Origin of the sequence: Nitrosospira sp. Nsp14 (genome assembly GCF_900113575.1) — a bacterium.
GTDB lineage: Bacteria > Pseudomonadota > Gammaproteobacteria > Burkholderiales > Nitrosomonadaceae > Nitrosospira.
This window is the reverse complement of sequence record NZ_FOPV01000011.1, coordinates 24964-43385: the sequence shown is the minus strand read 5'-3', so window position 1 is coordinate 43385 and position 18422 is coordinate 24964. Positions and strand designations below refer to the sequence as shown.

The window sequence follows — 18422 nt, the reverse complement described above, 5'->3', positions numbered from 1 at the left end:
ACTATTGATGAAAGTATCCCGTATTCGCGCACTGCGCGGCCCCAATTTATGGAGTCGCAAGACGGCGATCGAAGCGATGGTATCCTGCAATGATGCGGAGTATCTCACCAGCGAAATTCCCGATTTTGCAATACGGTTGCGTACCCGCTTTCCTGATCTGGATCCGTTCCACGCTGCTGGTCAGTATGGGCGCGTAACTATGGCGCACGCGCTGGAGCGCGTCACGCTGGGCTTACAAATACAGGCTGGGTGCCTGGTGGAATTCAGTAAGACGACCCAGACGCTGGAGCCCGGCACCTATCAGGTGGTTGTAGAGTATAGTGAAGAAGCGGTGGGTCGGCTTGCCCTTGAATTCGCGCAGGCGCTGTGCCATGCGGCAGCAGTAGACACTCCTTTCGACCTTGCCGATGCAGTGAAACAGTTACGCGAACTGAACGAAGAAATACGCCTGGGGCCGAGTACGCGCGCGATTGTGAATGCTGCCGTCGTTCGCGGCATTCCATTCCGCCGACTTACCGATGGCAGCATGGTTCAGTTCGGCTGGGGAAGCAAACAGCGCCGCATCCAGGCCGCCGAAACCAGCTTTACCGGCGCTATCGCGGAATCAATTGCGCAGGACAAGGAGTTGACCAGGTCTCTCTTGAGCGCTGCGGGTATCCCCGTCGCTACCGGCAGACCGGTGGCAAATGCGGCGGACGCGTGGGCTGCCGCCTGCGAGATAGGCGGGACGGTAGTTGTGAAGCCGCGTGATGGCAACCAGGGCCGGGGAGTGGGCGTGAATCTTGCCGGCCGTGCACAAATTGAGGCTGCATACTCTGTGGCGGCGGAGATCAGTGGCGAAGTTTTGGTTGAGCGATATATCCCGGGAGGCGACTACCGCATGCTGGTAGTTGGCAATAAACTGGTTGCCGCTGCGCGACGCGATCCGCCGACGGTGATTGGCGACGGCCTGCACAGTATCCGGGAATTGGTGGCGCAGCTCAATGGCGATCCCAGGCGCGGAGAGGGACATTCCCACGCGTTGACGAAAGTGCACTTCGACGAGATTGCTCTTTCCCATCTGGCCGCACACGGGCTGACGGCAGAGTGCGTTCCGGCGAAAGGAGCACGCGTTTCCCTGCGTAATAATGCCAACCTTTCAACCGGTGGTACAGCCACGGACGTTACGGATGATGTTCATCCCGAGCTGGCCGCCCGTGTCGAAATGGCTGCGCAACTCGTTGGCCTGGACATATGCGGCGTGGACGTGGTCTGCGATAGCGTATCGAGCCCACTCGAGGGGCACGGGGCCATCATCGAGATTAATGCGGCTCCCGGCCTTCGCATGCACTTGCAGCCTTCGTTCGGGCAAGGTCGCGGGGTGGGGGAGGCAATTATTTCGAACGTGTTCAAACCCGGTGATGACGGTCGAATCCCGGTCGTGGCGGTCACCGGAACCAATGGCAAGACGACTACGGTTCGCCTTATCGCCAGTATCCTCAACTACCAGGGGTTGCGTGTCGGCATGACGAGTACCGACGGTGTTTATATCGAGGGCAAGCGCATCGACATCGGCGATTGCAGCGGTCCCAAGAGCGCAAAAAAGGTTCTTCTTCACCCCGATGTCGATGCCGCGGTGTTTGAGACGGCGCGGGGCGGACTGTTGCGCGAAGGGCTGGGTTTCGACCGTTGCCATGTCGCCGTGGTGACTAATATCGGCAGGGGGGATCACCTCGGTCTTTCGAACATCAATACGGTAGAAGATCTGACTGCAGTGAAACGCATTGTAGTGCAGAATGTGACGCCCGGCGTCGGCGTCGTCGTGCTCAACGCCGCTGACCCGCTGGTAGTGGGTATGGCCTCACATTGCCGGGGCTCGGTCACTTTCTTCGCTCGCGATCCCAATAATCCAGTGATCATGAAACATCGCGCGCAACGCAAGCGCGTGATCTACCTGGAGGGCGAGTGGATTGTGGCTGCAGAAGACGGGGTTGAACATCGCGTGCCGGTCGCAGCCATTCCGCTTACGCAAAATGGGACCATAGCATTCCAGATCGAAAACGCCATGGCGGCAGTGGGCGCCGGGTGGGGGCTTGGCTTGGATTGGGAAACTATCCGTGCCGGATTGGCGAATTTTGTCAGCGATACGCAAACCGCACCGGGACGCTTCAATCTCTTCAGTCATCGTGGCGCGACATTGATTGCCGACTATGGTCACAACGTGGATGCGATCCGAGCGCTGGTTCACGCCATCGATAGCATACCGGCGAAGCGGCGTTCGGTGGTGATCAGTGGCGCCGGCGACCGTCGCGACGAGGACATCCGTCAGCAAACTGAAATCCTTGGCGATGCTTTCGACGAGGTAGTGCTTTATCAGGATAAATGCCAGCGTGGCCGCGCAGATGGGGAAGTGCTTGGCCTGCTGCGGCAGGGCCTGGAAAAGGCCAAACGAGCGCGCGACGTCAAGGAAATCCGGGGTGAGTTTGTCGCTATCGATGCTGCTTTCGCTAACTTAAAAGCCGGGGAGTTGTGTCTTATTCTCATCGATCAGGTCGAGGCAGCGCTTGGCTATATCCGTCAGAGGGTAACCGCGGGCTGATCCTACGGGCGTCCGATTATGAACGTCTTTGTCCGTATCACTCTTTGGAGCTTCCCACGCACTTCGGTTGACCCGAACGAAGCCAGGGGATCGCTGCCTATTCTCTCGCATAATTGCAATTTGCCGGAGCTAGCCATAAACTGAGAGGCGGCGGATTAAGGGACGAGCCGGATTGCTCGCTGACTACTTATTTTGACATGCTCGTTATTTGAGAATAAGGAGGAAAGTTATGGCCGGAGATAGCGTTTATCGAGTTACGGAAATAATCGGAACCAGCAAGACATCCTGGGAAGATGCGGCCAAGAATGCTGTCGAAACGGCATCCGAGACGCTAAGGGACCTGCGGGTTGCGGAAATAGTAAAACTGGATATGGTAATTGAAGATGGCGAGGTGGCGGCATACCGCGCCAGGGTTAACCTGTCGTTCAAGTACGAAGCCAAGGATCGGTAAGTAGAATCAGGAATAGGGATGGCTGGGCAAGAAAAAAGGCGCAGATAGCGCCCTTTTTTCTTGCCCCTGACCTTGTTGGGTCATCAAACACTTGCTATACAGCAGCCTCCGCCTCTTCTTCAAACTGAAGCTTGACTTTGTTTTCCGCGTCGATGTCGACGGTCACCCTGCCGCCATTGGCGAGACGGCCAAACAGCAGTTCATCCGCCAGCGCGCTACGAATGGTATCCTGAATGAGTCTGGCCATGGGGCGAGCGCCCATGAGAGGATCGACGCCATTGCGGGCGAGGTATTCCCTCAGCGCATCGGTAAAGGCCGCCTCCACTTTCTTGTCATGCAACTGCGCTTCGAGTTGCATCAGGAACTTGTCCACAACTCGCAGGATCACGTCCGTATTCAGGGGTGCGAACGAGATGATCGCGTCCAGCCGATTCCTGAATTCGGGGGTGAACATCCGCTTGATTTCGGCCATCTCGTCTCCCGCCTGCGCCGAGGTCGTGAATCCGATGGTGGCCTTTGAAAGCGATTCGGCGCCCGCATTGGTAGTCATGATGATTACAACGTTGCGGAAGTCGGCCTTGCGGCCATTGTTGTCCGTCAATGTGCCGTGATCCATCACCTGCAAAAGGATATTGTAAATATCAGGATGAGCCTTCTCGATTTCATCCAGCAGCAGCACCGAATAGGGTTGTTTTATGATGGCTTCTGTGAGCAGGCCGCCCTGGTCAAAACCGACATATCCCGGCGGGGCGCCAATCAGACGTGAAACCGCATGCCGCTCCATGTATTCGGACATGTCGAAGCGGTGGAGATGGATGCCTAATGCATAAGCAAGCTGCCGCGCCACCTCCGTTTTCCCTACGCCGGTGGGGCCCGAGAAAAGGAACGACCCGACGGGTTTCTGCGGATTGCCCAACCCACTCCGCGCCATCTTGATCGCCGCTGTCAGCGCGTTGATGGCCTTATCCTGACCAAACACCACGGCTTTCAAGTCACGGTCCAGCGTTTTCAACGTATTCCGGTCATCACTGGAGACATTTTGTGCGGGGATGCGCGCGATCTTGGCGATGATGCCCTCGATCTCATGCTTGCTGATGACCTTGCGCTGCTTTGATTTGGGCAGAACACGCTGTGCGGCGCCAGCTTCGTCGATCACATCTATCGCCTTGTCTGGCAAATGCCGGTCATTAATGAAGCGTGCCGATAGCTCCGCTGCGGTGGTAAGTGCAATCGCAGTATATTTGACGCCATGATGGGCCTCGTAGCGCCCCTTCAGGCCACGCAATATAGCCACGGTTTCATCTACACTTGGCTCAAGCACATCGATTTTCTGAAAACGCCGCGATAATGCATGGTCCTTTTCAAAGATACCGCGGTATTCGCTATAGGTGGTTGCGCCGATGCATTTGAGCTGGCCGGTATTAAGTATTGGTTTCAGCAAATTGGATGCATCCAGCGTACCCCCCGAAGCCGCGCCGGCACCAATGAGGGTGTGAATCTCATCAATGAAAAGGATTGCGTTGGAACTGTCGAGCAGCTGCTTCAGCACTGCTTTCAGGCGTTGCTCGAAATCACCCCGGTATTTCGTTCCCGCCAGCAGCGCGCCCATATCGAGGGCGTATACTTGGTGGCGCGCGAGAACATCGGGAACGTCGTTTTCAATTATTCGCCGTGCCAACCCTTCGGCTATCGCAGTTTTGCCTACTCCCGCCTCACCGACCAGGAGGGGATTATTCTTCCGCCGCCGGCAAAGCGTCTGTATCAGGCGCTCCAATTCCTTTTCACGCCCAATCAGCGGGTCTATCTTGCCCGCGATTGCCAGCGAATTGAGGTTTACCGCGTAACTTTCCAGCGCGCCACCCGTGCCAAGCTCCTGCTCGGTATCGCCCTCGCTTTCCGATTTCGACGTACTGCCTTGAGGCACTTTGCTGATGCCGTGCGAAATATAATTAACCACATCCAGCCGGGTTACGCCCTTCTGATGAAGAAAATAAACCGCGTGGGAATCTTTTTCTCCGAATATGGCAACCAGTACATTGGCGCCGGTAACCTCTTTCTTACCGGAAGATTGAACATGCAGAATCGCACGCTGAATGACACGCTGAAATCCCAACGTGGGCTGGGTATCGACTTCTCCAGTGCCGCCCACGGTCGGGGTATTCTCGGTAACATGTTCGGTCAGCAGTCGGCGTAAATCTTCTATATCTACGGAGCAGGCGCGAAGTACCTCAGCAGCGGTGGGATTGTCGAGCATTGCCAGCAACAGATGCTCTACCGTTATGAATTCGTGGCGTTTCTGCCGCGATTCTACGAACGCCATATGTAAGCTGACTTCTAATTCTTGCGCAATCATTTTCAGGTCTCCTCCATCACGCACCTTAGCGGATGTTGATGCTGTCTCGCAAATGTGACCACTTGTGCAACTTTCGTAGACGCCACATCGTTGGGATATACTCCACACACCCCCGCCCCATCCATATGGACTTTGAGCATGATTTGCGTTGCCTGTTCGCGATTCTTAGAAAAAAAGTTTTGCAACACAGCCACCACGAAATCCATCGGCGTGTAATCATCGTTCAGCAATATTACCTTAAACATTGGTGGCGGCTTGAGTTTACTCTTTTCCGCCTCCAGTACAACATCTCCTTGATTTCCGGTTGCCATGCTTCTAGTCTCAAAAAGCATCAGTTCGAGTGAGAAAATATAACGGAACAAATCGCGCTCTACTGGTGTATGTTTCTAATATTTGATGATTGCGGCGAAATATTCAAGTACCTTGAGAAAATTATTCTATTCTGTCGTAGTTGCGTAAAAAAAGTGCAACGAGTACTTGACTTGAACATCGGTTTTGCGTAAAACAACTCTTGGCGTTTGGCTTCAAGTTCTCTGCAGTACCGGTTACAGCCGTTTGCGGTCTTGAAACTCAAACAGTGTTCGGGTTTCCGGCCCGTTTTTTTATAGGAAGCAAAAATGGCAACTGGTACAGTAAAATGGTTCAACGACTCAAAGGGTTTCGGTTTTATCACTCCGGATGATGGCAGCGAAGATCTGTTCGCTCACTTCTCCGCAATCAATATGTCCGGGTTCAAAACGCTCAAGGAAGGTCAAAAAGTTTCCTTTGAAGTGACGCAGGGACCGAAGGGTAAACAAGCATCAAATATTCAGTCTGCTTAATGGTTTCATGCTGGTGTGGCAAAGCCGCAACCGGTTTGTAATCAATCACAGAATAATGCGAGACTCCTTGCCGGTCAGTCCGGCAGGGGGTTTTTCACCCACGGATCGTAGCAGCTCATAAGCAAGTTTTCCGCAGAACCAGCGCTTCTAGAACCAGTGCTTCTGTAAGGTAGAACGATCCGCATCATTCGAACTCTCGCGGGGATTTATCTGCATCCCCGCCGCGCCCGCTTTTTTTTAATCTCTCCTGATTCTCCCCCCGCGTTGCGCGCGTCAGATGTTAAATCTTGGTCGATAGCAACACCTCCGTCGCGGTCTTGCCATTGACCCTCTGGCCTGAATATGAAGCCTTGTGCAAAGGTTACATCCGCTCGATCAGCGCCTGCCCGAACGCAGAACAAGAGACTTTCCGCGCGTCCGCCATTTGGCGCGCGAAATCGTAGGTAACAATCTTATCCTGAATTGTTTTTTCCATCGCCGCAATAACCAGATCTGCTGCTTCAGTCCAGCCTATGTGACGCAACATCATCTCGGCGGAGAGAATGATGGAGCCCGGATTGACCTGATCTTTGCCTGCGTATTTAGGCGCTGTGCCATGGGTGGCCTCGAACATGGCGACGGAATCGCTCAAGTTTGCTCCGGGGGCAATGCCTATTCCGCCCACCTGCGCTGCCAACGCATCTGAAATGTAGTCACCGTTCAGATTCAGTGTGGCGATTACATCATATTCTTCCGGCCGCAACAAAATCTGTTGCAGGAAGGCGTCAGCAATCACGTCCTTGATAATTATCCCTCCCTTGTCGCCGGGCAACTTCATCCATGGCCCTCCATCAAGGGGGGTGGCGCCGAATTCTCTCGCGGCAAGTTCATACCCCCAGTTTTTGAAGGCGCCCTCGGTAAATTTCATGATATTGCCTTTGTGCACCAGTGTTACGGAACGGCGACCATTATCGATAGCGTACTGTATCGCCTTGCGCACCAGGCGTTCCGTGCCCTCCCGGGAGACGGGCTTGATTCCTATCCCCGATGTTTGCGGGAAGCGAATCTTGGTGACACCCATGTCGGTCATTAAAAAATTGATGACCTTTCTCACATTCTCGGACCCGGCTTCCCACTCAATGCCTGCATAGATGTCCTCCGAGTTCTCCCGGAAAATTACCATATTTGTTTTCTCAGGGTTTTTTACCGGACTGGGAACCCCTTGGAAATACCGAACAGGACGCAGGCACACGTATAAGTCCAGTTCCTGCCGCAGCGCAACGTTAATAGAGCGAATACCGCCACCCACCGGCGTGGTGAGTGGACCCTTGATCGAGACGACATACTCTCTGGCGGCTTGCAGAGTCTCATCCGGTAGCCATACATCTTGACCGTAAATCTGGGTGGACTTCTCGCCTGCGTATATTTCCATCCAGGAAATCTTGCGCTTTCCTCGATAGGCTCGACTAATCGCTGCATCAACAACGCGTGTCATCACCGGAGTGATGTCCACGCCGATTCCGTCACCCTCGATGTATGGAATAACGGGGTTATCCGGCACGCTCAAAGAAAAATCTGCGTTTACACGAATCTTCGTGCCTACCGATGGCGGGCTAATGTGCTGATACATGATGTCTCCAAGGATTATGGTAGTGCCGGGAGCGCCGTATACGATGCAGCGGCAGGATTGAGTGCAGCCGTTTCTTAATAAGCGAAGGCGGTTTCAAAACCCCTTATTTTATCCGTGTTTTGATACGAAGCGTTAGTAGCGTTGATTTGCCATCGAGCTTGCGGCCTTGAGGCGCTTGAGGCGCGTGAGCTTTCTTCTTTAAGATCACCCAACTCTTTATCGCGGGACAACACCCAATACTCACGTTTGCCGGTTGAAGACTCTGCAGACACCGAGTTCGAACTTCCATTCAATAAACGCTATATGAGCCTACGCAGCAGTCTGCCGGCTTGCTTTGCGTCCTTTCTGGCCGTGCAGGTGCTTTTCTTACCCATACTCCGCAGAAGCCTTTTGAAGATCCTTCTCTTACTATAACCATTTCGATTTTATGGTCTTGATTTTAACGCGAACCCGTCTATACATAAAAATAGAAAAAGAAGTTTGCCGCGGGCCCCACGGAGGGGGATGTAGGGGCAGATGGACTTGCTGGTCCGACAGCGGCAATAAAAAAGAGCTGGCGTCTCACCCTTGTTATGCTCAAACAATCCATTAAGGAGAATTAAATCATGGCTATCATCAATGGCACCAATTTTAATGACAACAATACGGTAAATGGGGTCCCCTTCGTGTTTCGCCCTGCCTTGTCAGGTGTTGTAGATCCCTCTCCCTTTTTTCCTTTTCTGGATCAACCGGATACAATTAACGGCCTCGCCGGTAACGATATCCTCAACGCCCTCGGCACGAATGACACCCTCAATGGAGGCGCGGGAGACGACATTCTCAATGGGAATGGTGGAAACGATACCCTAAATGGTGGAACTGGCAACGATCGGCTCAACGGCGGTCTTGGGTCCGATACAATGAATGGCGGGCTCGGTAACGATACATACGTCGTCAATAGTGCTGCGGACGTCGTCAACGATCCCAACATTTTGCAGCCGTTTCCCCTGCCTCCCATCAGCGGTGGGATCGATACCGTGGAAAGTAGCATCAGCTATATCCTGGGCTCGACCATCGAAAACCTCACCTTAACAGGTTTCGGCGCCATCAACGGAACTGGAAATGCGCTCAACAATATCATCAATGGCAACGGCAGCAATAACGTACTCTCCGGTCTGGGTGGAAACGACACCCTCAATGGCGGGCTCGGCAACGACACACTCAACGGTGGGGACGGTAATGACGTTCTCAATGGCTCCGCGGGTAACGATGTCCTTAATGGTGGAAATGGCAACGACACGTTAAATGGCGGCCCCGGCGCGGATACAATGAATGGCGGCTTAGGCAACGACACGTATATAGTGGACGACGTGGGCGATGTCGTTAACGATCCCAATCTTGTTCTTCTCAGCGGGGGGATCGACACGGTGCAGAGCAGCATCAGCTATGCGCTCGGCGCGACCATCGAGAACCTTACTCTGACGGGCGGAAGTCCAATAAACGGGACTGGCAACACCCTCAACAATGTCATCACTGGCAACAGTGGCAACAACATACTCTCCGGCCGGGATGGTAACGACACGGTTAGTGGTCTTGCCGGCAACGATACGCTCAATGGCGGAAACGGAAACGACGGCCTAAGCGGCGGAGATGGAAACGATATCATAATCGGAGGGAATGGCGCGGACTCGCTCAACGGTGGTTCGGGGGCTGATATCATCTTTGGCGACGATGGCAATGATGTGCTCACCGGGGGTTTAGGCATGGATGTCATGGAAGGCGGCAATGGTGCCGACAGGATTGACTTTAACCTGGTTACCGAGAGCCCCCTTGGTGCGTTCAGAGACATTGTTACTGGCTTCAGCGGAGCCGGAGGGGACGGTGACAAGATCGATCTTTCTACCATCGATGCAAATGCGTTCCTGATCGGTAATCAGGCTTTTGGCGCAGCCCAGCTGACGTTTGCTGGCGGCATATTAACCGCCGATGTAATTGGCGGAGGGGATCTTCAAGTAGCGTTGGTCGGCGCCGCACCCTTCAGCATCGCGCTGGACGTGATTGCATGAGCCATGCATAGTGTGCCTGCTCATGCTGACCTTTCTTCAGGGCCAGGATGAGCAAGCCACGAGTTCCTCAACGAGGGTTGCCATGCGAATAACCCAGCTCGTCCCTAGCTCATCCTTATTCCGTGACTAACCGAGCACTTCCCTCATCACATGTTCCTGCTGGTTTTCAAGTAAAATTCGACGCTCGCTAACGGGCGTTTGCAGGAACGGTGCGCGTTCCGCAGACTCCGAAGGGCGCTGCGGGCGCTTGCGCTGGCCGATGAAAACGCGGCGCACGACGAGCTTTCTGTGTGCTTACCCTAAATTGAGGAGTACTTGAAGTTAACATGATTTGGAAACCCAACGTCACCGTTGCGGCCGTGATAGAACAGGAGGGGAAATACTTGCTGGTCGAGGAACAAACCTGCAACGGCATACTGTTCAACCAGCCGGCGGGCCATCTGGAGCCGGATGAATCAATCATCGACGCCGCGGTTCGGGAAACGCTTGAGGAAACAGGTTACACTTTCGCCCCGCAATGGCTGCTTGGCATTTATCGCTGGCATTCTGCCGCTGACAATACGACGTTTCTCCGATTTGCGTTTGCCGGTTCAGTCACGGATCATGATCCGGGCCGCCCGCTTGACATAGGAATATTGCGCACGGGATGGTTCGGCGTGGACGAAATCCGCGAGATGGCTTATTGCCATCGGAGCCCTCTCGTGATGAGATGTATCGACGATTATCTAGCCGGTAAGCGCTGTTCTCTCGACATTTTGGTTCATTACAATTGAAAAGTACTGGCGCCGGGCTCGTTTTCCACCTGTTGCGGCGTGCATCTTCATCAGGGCAACATGAATTACCACAATCTTTTAGCTGACCAATGAGCAAGGGACGCGTGGTGGTCGGCATGTCGGGCGGCGTCGATTCATCCGTTGCGGCGTTGCTGTTAAAGCAAGAAGGTTACGATATCGTCGGTCTTTTCATGAAAAATTGGGAAGATGACGATACCGACGAATATTGCTCATCCCGACAGGATTTGATCGATGCTGCATCGGTGGCGGATATTATTGGTATTCCCCTGGAAGCCGTGAATTTCTCGTCGGAGTACAAGGAGCGTGTATTCAGCCAGTTTCTCTCTGAATACAAAGCCGGGCGGACGCCAAACCCGGATGTGCTTTGTAACGCGGAAATCAAGTTCAAGGCGTTTCTCCAGCACGCAGCTGGGCTGGGCGCCGACCACATCGCCACCGGACATTATGCCCAGGTGCGTCAGAGAAACGGCCTCTTTGAATTATTGAAGGGCGAGGATGGCAACAAGGATCAGAGCTACTTCCTCTACCGTTTGAGTCAGACCCAACTGTCCAGAACCTTGTTTCCCATCGGGCATCTCTACAAGCGCGACGTTCGCAAGATAGCAAAAGATTACGGCTTGCCAAACTTTTCGAAGAAGGACAGCACTGGAATCTGTTTCATCGGGGAGCGGCCTTTCCGGGAATTTCTCGGCCGTTATCTGCCGAATGAGCCAGGGGACATCCGCACCCCTGCCGGCAATGTGGTGGGCAAGCACGCCGGTCTGATGTACTACACGATTGGCCAGCGGCAGGGGTTGGGCATCGGCGGGACGAGGGAGGGAGACGGTGAGCCCTGGTACGTAACAGATAAGGATGTGGCGCAGAATATACTGATCGTGGTACAGGGTCACGACCATCCCGATCTATTCAAGCCCTCGCTTACCGCCAACGACATCACATGGATCAGTGGGCGCCCGCCTCATCGCAACTGGGTCTATGCCGCCAAGATTCGTTATCGCCAAGCTGATGCACCTTGCGCCATTACGCAACTCGACCAAAGCAAATGCAGGATCGAATTCGCCCAGCCGCAGTGGGCTGTGGCGCCGGGGCAATCCGTAGTGGTTTATGAGAGCAAGGTGTGTCTTGGAGGGGGAGTGATTAACGATGAGTATTAGCGCATTCGATGGGCTGCGGCAAGTTCACGTTCGTTCGCCAGCGATCGATGGGCTGCGGCAAGTTCACGTTCGTTCGCCAGCGATCGATGGGCTCGCCCCTGCCTCGGTGAGCTGTTTCAGTGATCGGACTCGGCGTCTAATAACTGGCTATTATTGTTCTTAGGCTCGGGGAGCGGTTTCTAGAAAGGGCGTTCGTTTTTCCAGTCTGTCGGAGAGGTCGGCAAGATTCGGGAAATTCGTGCGCCATTCAATCTCAGGAAATCGAAAGGCCAGGTAGCCAAGCGCGCAGCCCAGCGCAATGTCAGCCAACGTATAGACATTCCCGTCGCACCATTTTTTGTCAGCCAATTCGTGGGCAGCGGCTTCCAGGCCCCCCGTCACTTTACTTTGCTGGCGCGAAATCCACTCCTCGCTTTGCTGCGTTTCAGGGCGCCTGCGTTCAAGGAATATGGCGGCAGCGGCGTCGCAGATGCCATCGGACAAGGCCTCCCAGCGCTTTACCATGATCCGGCGCCGGTTGGATTCGGGAATGAGGCGGGACACCGGGTTGATATTGTCCAGGTATTCGACGATGACCCTCGAATCGAACAGACTGGTACCGTCATCCATCACCAGTACCGGGACCTTGCCGAGCGGATTGTAGTCTGGCACGTTCGTATCCGTGTTCCAGGGCATTTCCAGTTCAAAATTGTAACCAATATGCTTTTCAGCCAGAACAATGCGCGCCTTGCGCACGTAAGGGCTCGTGAGCGATCCGATAAGCTTCATGGCCAGCCTTTGAAGAAATTGTCAGGCGGCATTATATCGGCTTTCCCTATGCCAGTGCATAGTACGGCGGTTTCCGGGAATATCCGGATAAGTCTCGCGTATGTATCGCTGGCAAACACTTTTCCTCGCCCCCCGCTGCTCCAGGGGCTCAGTTGAGGCGTCGCATCCAGCAGCTATGGTAAAATACCAGATCTAAAGATGCTTGCGGCATTTCTGATCACGGACGCGCCTTATTGGGGATACTGCCAAGGTCATCCATCAAACCAGAGCCAAATATGAATTCGTCCTTCCTCACCGCCCTCTCGCCCCTCGATGGGCGATACGGTGCCAAAGTGTCGGCCTTGAGGCCCTATTTCAGCGAATTTGCGCTGATCCGCTATCGCGTCCATTTAGAAATAGAGTGGTTTAAAGCGCTGAGCCAAGATAGACATATTGTCGACATTCAGCCGCTGTCTCCTGCTTCTGTTACCGAACTCGACAGCATGGCAGCAAACTTTACCGAGGCCGACGCGGAAGAGGTCAAACTCATCGAAGGCCGGACCAATCATGACGTCAAGGCGGTGGAATACTGGTTGCGCGAACGCTTTGCACGGAATGCCGAGTTCATGCGAAACGCGCAATTCATTCATTTTGCTTGCACCTCCGAAGACATCAACAATCTTTCCCACGGATTGATGCTGTTGCACAGCCGCGACCGGGTGATGTTGCCAATGCTGGACAAGATCATCAGCAAACTTGTCCGAATGGCGCAAGAAATGGCCGACGTGCCCATGCTTGCCCGTACTCATGGGCAACCCGCTAGCCCGACGACGTCCGGTAAAGAAATTGCCAACTTCGCTTATCGGTTATCACAAGCGCGGGAAAAACTTGCCGCAGTACCCGTTCTTGGAAAAATAAATGGAGCCGTCGGAAATTATAATGCTCATCTGGCTGCGTATCCGGCATATGATTGGGAAAGGTTGGCGCAGGATTTTGTCGAAAAACTCGGCTTGAAGTTCAATCCCTACACGACTCAGATCGAGCCGCACGATGCCATGGCTGAGCTATTCGACGCCTATGCGCGCATTAATACCATCTTGCTCGATTTCAACCGCGATATCTGGGGGTATATATCCCTGGCGTATTTCAAGCAAAAAACGCAAAAAGATGAAATTGGTTCATCAACCATGCCGCACAAGGTCAATCCGATCGATTTTGAAAACTCCGAGGGAAATCTCGGTATTGCCAATGTCTTGCTGCGGCATTTCAGTGAAAAACTGCCCGTGTCGCGGTGGCAGCGGGACCTGACGGATTCGACCGTACTGCGCAATATGGGGGTTGCGCTGGGGCATACCCTGCTAGCATACGAATCGTGCAGCAGGGGACTTGCCAAGCTGGAACTCAACCGGGAACGACTGGAACGCGACTTGGAAAATGCCTGGGAAGTCCTGGCTGAGCCCATCCAGACCGTTATGCGGCGTTACTGCATCCCAGATTCGTATGAGCAATTGAAGGAGTTGACACGCGGCAGGGACGGCATTACGAGAGATACGCTGCATAAGTTCATCGACCGTCTCGATCTTCCCGAAGAAGAAAAAAACCGCTTGCGTGCGCTGACACCGCAGAACTATCTCGGTGCGGCGGTTGCGTTGAGCAGAAAGCTCGGGGCGGAAAGCCAGTAATTTCATAACCTGCGCGAGGGTTTTCCGCGCCGGCGATTTTTTAGTCTTGAAATCCGAAGAACCGTCCCGATATGGCACGGATCGCTGAATATGTCTACGGGTAAGTTCGCCACCCTGGGGATCCGCGCTTTGCTGGCGCACCGTGCAAACGTCGTGCGCCTCTAAATTTTGATATCAGGGCTAAAGGTCGTCCCCAGCACATGTCCCCGAAAGCACGTTGTTCAGAGATTCCGCAGGAACCAGAAATCAGGAGGAAAACCATGACAAACGAAGAGCCGCAACCAGATCGACCCGAACTGACCTCAACCCCGAGTGGGGGCGCCGCGCCGGAAGCAAACGCCAGCGAGAATAAACCCGGGGAACAGGCGGTGGAAACAGTACCGAGTCTCGAACAAATGCTGAAAAAAGCCGAGCTCGACGCGGAAGAGCATCACGATGCATGGCTGCGCGCAAAAGCAGATGCGGAGAATATCCGGAAACGCGCCCAGATCGATATCGCAAACGCCCATAAATATGCTATCGAGAAGTTCTCTACCGAGCTGCTCTCGGTCATGGATAGTCTGGAAGCGGCCTTGGCCGTGGAGAATGCATCCGTGGAGAGCTTCAAAAGCGGCATGGATCTCACGCTTAGGCAACTCATCTCAGCTTTCGAAAAGTTCAATCTCAAGCAGATCAATCCTCCCCTAGGGGCCAAATTCGACCCGCATCTGCATCAGGCCATGTGCACAGTAGACTCTGATCTTCCCCCCAATACCGTGGTCCAGGTGATGCAGAAAGGCTACATTTTGAACGACCGCGTTATCCGACCGGCGATGGTGTCAGTTTCGAAGGCTAAAGAAGCTTGAAATTCAGAGCTCGATCCCCATTTCTTTGTTCAACAGACATACCTCGCGCACACGGATATTCAGACTTAATTACACAAGGATAAATCATGGCAAAAATTATCGGTATTGACCTTGGCACCACAAACTCTTGTGTGGCTGTCATGGAGAATGGCAAGCCCAAGGTAATAGAAAACTCCGAGGGAGCGCGTACAACCCCTTCCATTGTCGCCTACACGGAAGATGGTGAGATACTGGTCGGCGCCGCCGCCAAACGCCAGGCTGTAACCAACCCCAAGAACACGCTGTTCGCGATAAAGCGCCTGATTGGGCGCCGCTTTGATGAGGAGATGGTGCAAAAGGACATCAAAATGGTGCCCTACAATATCGTCCGGGCCGACAATAACGATGCCTGGGTAGAAGTCCGCGGTAAGAAAATCGCCCCCCCGGAAGTTTCCGCGCAGGTGCTCATTAAAATGAAAAAAACGGCGGAGGATTACCTGGGTGAGACGGTAACCGAAGCTGTTATTACCGTTCCAGCCTATTTCAATGATTCGCAGCGCCAGGCGACGAAGGATGCGGGACGCATCGCCGGGCTGGAGGTCAAGCGTATCATCAACGAGCCCACCGCCGCGGCTTTGGCTTTTGGCATGGATAAGAAAGAGGGCGACCGCAAAATCGCAGTATACGATCTTGGTGGCGGCACCTTCGATATTTCCATTATCGAAATCGCTGAAGTCGAAGGCGAACACCAGTTCGAAGTTTTGGCTACCAATGGGGACACATTCCTCGGGGGCGAGGACTTCGATGCGCGCGTCATCGAATATCTTGTGGATGAATTCAAAAAGGAAACCAGCATCGATCTTAAAAAAGACATGCTCGCGCTCCAACGTCTAAAAGATGCGGCGGAAAAAGCCAAGATCGAGCTTTCCTCAAGCCAGCAGACCGAAGTCAACCTGCCGTATATTACCGCTGATGCCTCGGGCCCCAAACACCTCGCCGTGAGAATCACCCGCGCCAAGCTTGAAAGCCTGGTGGAGAATTTGATCGAGCGTACCGCGGAGCCATGCCGCATTGCGATCAAGGATGCCGGGATCAAGATTTCCGATATTGACGATGTCATTCTGGTCGGTGGCCAGACGCGCATGCCCAAGGTGCTGGATAAAGTCAGGGAAATTTTTGGCAAAGACGCCCGCAGGGATGTCAATCCGGACGAAGCGGTGGCGGTCGGCGCTGCCATTCAGGGCGGCGTATTGCAGGGCGCGGTGAAGGACGTGCTGTTATTGGATGTGACGCCATTGTCTCTGGGTATCGAAACCCTTGGCGGAGTCATGACCAAGTTGATTCAGAAAAACACCACCATCCCGACAAAGGCGCAGCAGGTGTTTTCCACCGCCGACGACAGCCAGACCGCCGTCACCATCCATGTGCTGCAAGGGGAGCGCGAAATGGCATCGGGCAACAAGAGTCTGGGGCAGTTCAATTTGAGCGATATCCCGCCGGCTCCGCGTGGCATGCCGCAAATCGAGGTTACATTTGATATAGATTCGAACGGCATATTGCATGTCTCTGCCAAGGACAAGGCGACGGGTAAGGAGAACAAGATCAAAATCCAGGCAAGCTCTGGTTTGTCCGAGGAAGAGGTGCAGCGCATGGTCAAGGATGCCGAGGCACACGCCGAGGAGGATCACAAGGCGATGGAGCTGGTCACCGCCCGCAACCAATGTGATGCCATGATACATTCGGTTCAAAAAACATTGAAAGAACACGGCGACAAACTGGATGGCGATGAAAAAGCCAAGATAGAAGCCGCGCTGAAAGACGCGGAAGAAGCGCTGAAGTCAGGCGACAAGGATACCATCGAGGCCAAGACTCAGGCACTGGCCGAGGCCTCGCATAAGCTGGCTGAGAAGATGTATTCGCAAGAGCAGCCCCAGCAGGCTCAGCAGGCACACGGCCAGCCCGGGGCGGAATCCGCCCCTCACGGCGGTGGCGAGAAACCGGTTGAAGGCGAAGTCGTGGATGCCGAGTTTGAGGAAGTAAAAAACAAGAAATAAGAGAAACAAGCGTCAGACATCGAGGTGCAGAGATGCGGAAACGATAGCGAAACCTCTGGTCAGTTTTCCCGGACTTTTTAGAGGTTTCACCGTGTCCGCTTCCTGCATTTCGATATTTATTGGAATCCCCGGAGCAGTCAGCGCGGAGGTTGCGCTGCGCCTGCCGAATACAAGAAAACGATATGAGTAAACGCGATTACTATGATGTGCTGGGCGTTAACCGCGACAGCAGCGAAGATGAGATCAAAAAGGCCTATCGCAAGCTGGCAATGAAGTTTCATCCTGACCGTAATCCGGATAATCCTAAAGCGGAAGAACACTTCAAGGAGGCCAAGGAAGCTTACGAGATACTGTCAGAGCCCAAAAAGCGAGCTGCATACGACCAGCACGGACATGCGGGCGTAGATGCAAGCATGGGGGGAGCGAACGCCCAGGGATTTGCCGACGCCTTCGGCGATATATTTGGCGACCTTTTCGGGGGGCGCGGGCACGGCAATGTGTATCGCGGGGCAGATTTACGCTATAACCTCGAAATTTCGCTGGAACACGCCGCAAGGGGAACCGAGACCAAGATTCGGATTCCGACCATGGATGTATGCGGCACGTGCCATGGCAACGGTGCCAAGGCTGGGACTTCACCCATCACCTGCCCTACCTGTAACGGGCATGGCCAGGTAAGAATGCAGCAGGGCTTTTTCTCGATTCAGCAAACTTGCCCCAAATGCCACGGTAGTGGCAAGTTCATTTCCAGTCCTTGCCATACCTGTGGGGGAACCGGGCGCGTCAAGCATCACAAAACGCTGTCTGTGAAGATCCCGGCCGGCGTGGATGAGGGAGACCGTATCCGTTTGACTGGAGAAGGGGAGGCGGGAGTCAACAATGGTCCGCCGGGAGATCTCTATGTGGTTATTCAGCTCGCGCCCCACCAAGTCTTTCAGCGGGATCACAATGACCTGCACTGTGAAATGCCCATCAGTTTTACTACCGCCGCGCTGGGTGGCGAAATCGAGATACCTACCCTTGAAGGTCATGCCAAAATCAGAATTCCCGCTGAAACCCAAAGCGGGAAAATTTTTCGATTGCGCGGCAAGGGAATTAAAGGCGTACGGAGTACCGCTCCAGGCGACCTCTTATGCCACGTGGTAGTCGAGACCCCGGTCAAACTTACGTCGCGTCAAAAAGACTTGTTGCAGGAACTGGAAGCGCTTAACCAGGAAGACCGCTCACGGCACAATCCGCGTGCGAAGTCATGGATGGATAAAGTGCGGGAATTTTTTGCCGAATAACTTTTTCGACGGAGGGGGACTCAT

At 54.0% G+C, this 18422-nt stretch carries 14 protein-coding genes; 10 read left to right on the top strand and 4 right to left on the bottom strand.

Annotated features, from left to right (window positions below; all coding sequences use genetic code 11):
• The first annotated feature begins 7 nt into the window (after positions 1-7).
• The gene (gene cphA / locus BM022_RS08655; RefSeq protein WP_091138544.1) at positions 8-2578 is read left to right on the top strand and encodes a cyanophycin synthetase; all 2571 of its coding nucleotides are present in this window, start codon (positions 8-10) and stop codon (positions 2576-2578) included.
• A 229-nt stretch (positions 2579-2807) separates the two neighbouring features.
• Positions 2808-3029, top strand: coding sequence for a dodecin family protein (locus BM022_RS08650; protein ID WP_091138542.1), 222 nt, complete (start codon positions 2808-2810; stop codon positions 3027-3029).
• Positions 3030-3123: 94 nt separating this feature from the next.
• On the opposite strand, the gene clpA is transcribed toward BM022_RS08650, so the two are convergent.
• Both clpA and clpS read right to left on the bottom strand, forming a co-directional pair.
• On the bottom strand, positions 3124-5382 hold the full coding sequence (clpA, locus tag BM022_RS08645) for an ATP-dependent Clp protease ATP-binding subunit ClpA (RefSeq protein ID WP_091138541.1): 2259 nt from the start codon (positions 5380-5382) through the stop codon (positions 3124-3126).
• Positions 5383-5384: 2 nt separating this feature from the next.
• On the bottom strand, positions 5385-5693 hold the full coding sequence (gene clpS, locus BM022_RS08640; protein WP_091138652.1) for an ATP-dependent Clp protease adapter ClpS: 309 nt from the start codon (positions 5691-5693) through the stop codon (positions 5385-5387).
• 306 nt (positions 5694-5999) lie between these two features.
• Here clpS and BM022_RS08635 point away from each other — a divergent pair, with 306 nt between their 5' ends.
• The gene (locus BM022_RS08635) at positions 6000-6203 is read left to right on the top strand and encodes a cold-shock protein (RefSeq protein ID WP_004174375.1); all 204 of its coding nucleotides are present in this window, start codon (positions 6000-6002) and stop codon (positions 6201-6203) included.
• 361 nt (positions 6204-6564) lie between these two features.
• On the opposite strand, the gene icd is transcribed toward BM022_RS08635, so the two are convergent.
• Positions 6565-7812, bottom strand: coding sequence for an NADP-dependent isocitrate dehydrogenase (icd, locus tag BM022_RS08630; protein WP_091138539.1), 1248 nt, complete (start codon positions 7810-7812; stop codon positions 6565-6567).
• 605 nt (positions 7813-8417) lie between these two features.
• Here icd and BM022_RS08625 point away from each other — a divergent pair.
• The 3 genes from BM022_RS08625 (at position 8418) to mnmA (ending at position 11805) form a co-directional block, all read left to right on the top strand.
• The gene (locus BM022_RS08625) at positions 8418-9857 is read left to right on the top strand and encodes a calcium-binding protein (RefSeq protein WP_091138537.1); all 1440 of its coding nucleotides are present in this window, start codon (positions 8418-8420) and stop codon (positions 9855-9857) included.
• 326 nt (positions 9858-10183) lie between these two features.
• A complete protein-coding gene (locus BM022_RS08620) occupies positions 10184-10630 on the top strand; it encodes an NUDIX hydrolase (protein WP_091138536.1) in 447 nt (148 codons plus the stop codon).
• 89 nt (positions 10631-10719) lie between these two features.
• The gene (gene mnmA / locus BM022_RS08615) at positions 10720-11805 is read left to right on the top strand and encodes a tRNA 2-thiouridine(34) synthase MnmA (RefSeq protein ID WP_091138534.1); all 1086 of its coding nucleotides are present in this window, start codon (positions 10720-10722) and stop codon (positions 11803-11805) included.
• Positions 11806-11964: 159 nt separating this feature from the next.
• Here the strand turns inward: mnmA and BM022_RS08610 are convergent, their stop codons facing one another.
• Entirely contained in the window at positions 11965-12573 is a 609-nt protein-coding gene (locus BM022_RS08610; protein WP_091138533.1) for a glutathione S-transferase, read from the bottom strand.
• A 275-nt stretch (positions 12574-12848) separates the two neighbouring features.
• Here BM022_RS08610 and purB point away from each other — a divergent pair, with 275 nt between their 5' ends.
• The 4 genes from purB (at position 12849) to dnaJ (ending at position 18398) form a co-directional block, all read left to right on the top strand.
• Positions 12849-14234 (top strand): adenylosuccinate lyase, encoded by a 1386-nt coding sequence (purB, locus tag BM022_RS08605; protein ID WP_091138531.1) that lies wholly within the window; start codon positions 12849-12851, stop codon positions 14232-14234.
• A 260-nt stretch (positions 14235-14494) separates the two neighbouring features.
• Positions 14495-15079, top strand: coding sequence for a nucleotide exchange factor GrpE (gene grpE / locus BM022_RS08600; RefSeq protein ID WP_091138529.1), 585 nt, complete (start codon positions 14495-14497; stop codon positions 15077-15079).
• 86 nt (positions 15080-15165) lie between these two features.
• A complete protein-coding gene (gene dnaK / locus BM022_RS08595) occupies positions 15166-17112 on the top strand; it encodes a molecular chaperone DnaK (protein WP_091138528.1) in 1947 nt (648 codons plus the stop codon).
• A 182-nt stretch (positions 17113-17294) separates the two neighbouring features.
• The gene (gene dnaJ, locus BM022_RS08590; RefSeq protein ID WP_091138526.1) at positions 17295-18398 is read left to right on the top strand and encodes a molecular chaperone DnaJ; all 1104 of its coding nucleotides are present in this window, start codon (positions 17295-17297) and stop codon (positions 18396-18398) included.
• Positions 18399-18422 lie beyond the last annotated feature (24 nt).

Bases quoted from the DNA above. Each gene is read 5' to 3' on its own strand.
- BM022_RS08620 (WP_091138536.1), top strand. From the start codon at position 10,184: ATGATTTGGAAACCCAACGTCACCGTTGCGGCCGTGATAGAACAGGAG.
- icd (WP_091138539.1), bottom strand. From the start codon at position 7,812: ATGTATCAGCACATTAGCCCGCCATCGGTAGGCACGAAGATTCGTGTA.
- BM022_RS08610 (WP_091138533.1), bottom strand. From the start codon at position 12,573: ATGAAGCTTATCGGATCGCTCACGAGCCCTTACGTGCGCAAGGCGCGC.
- mnmA (WP_091138534.1), top strand. From the start codon at position 10,720: ATGAGCAAGGGACGCGTGGTGGTCGGCATGTCGGGCGGCGTCGATTCA.
- purB (WP_091138531.1), top strand. From the start codon at position 12,849: ATGAATTCGTCCTTCCTCACCGCCCTCTCGCCCCTCGATGGGCGATAC.
- grpE (WP_091138529.1), top strand. From the start codon at position 14,495: ATGACAAACGAAGAGCCGCAACCAGATCGACCCGAACTGACCTCAACC.
- dnaK (WP_091138528.1), top strand. From the start codon at position 15,166: ATGGCAAAAATTATCGGTATTGACCTTGGCACCACAAACTCTTGTGTG.
- cphA (WP_091138544.1), top strand. From the start codon at position 8: ATGAAAGTATCCCGTATTCGCGCACTGCGCGGCCCCAATTTATGGAGT.
- BM022_RS08650 (WP_091138542.1), top strand. From the start codon at position 2,808: ATGGCCGGAGATAGCGTTTATCGAGTTACGGAAATAATCGGAACCAGC.
- dnaJ (WP_091138526.1), top strand. From the start codon at position 17,295: ATGAGTAAACGCGATTACTATGATGTGCTGGGCGTTAACCGCGACAGC.
- BM022_RS08635 (WP_004174375.1), top strand. From the start codon at position 6,000: ATGGCAACTGGTACAGTAAAATGGTTCAACGACTCAAAGGGTTTCGGT.
- clpA (WP_091138541.1), bottom strand. From the start codon at position 5,382: ATGATTGCGCAAGAATTAGAAGTCAGCTTACATATGGCGTTCGTAGAA.
- BM022_RS08625 (WP_091138537.1), top strand. From the start codon at position 8,418: ATGGCTATCATCAATGGCACCAATTTTAATGACAACAATACGGTAAAT.
- clpS (WP_091138652.1), bottom strand. From the start codon at position 5,693: ATGGCAACCGGAAATCAAGGAGATGTTGTACTGGAGGCGGAAAAGAGT.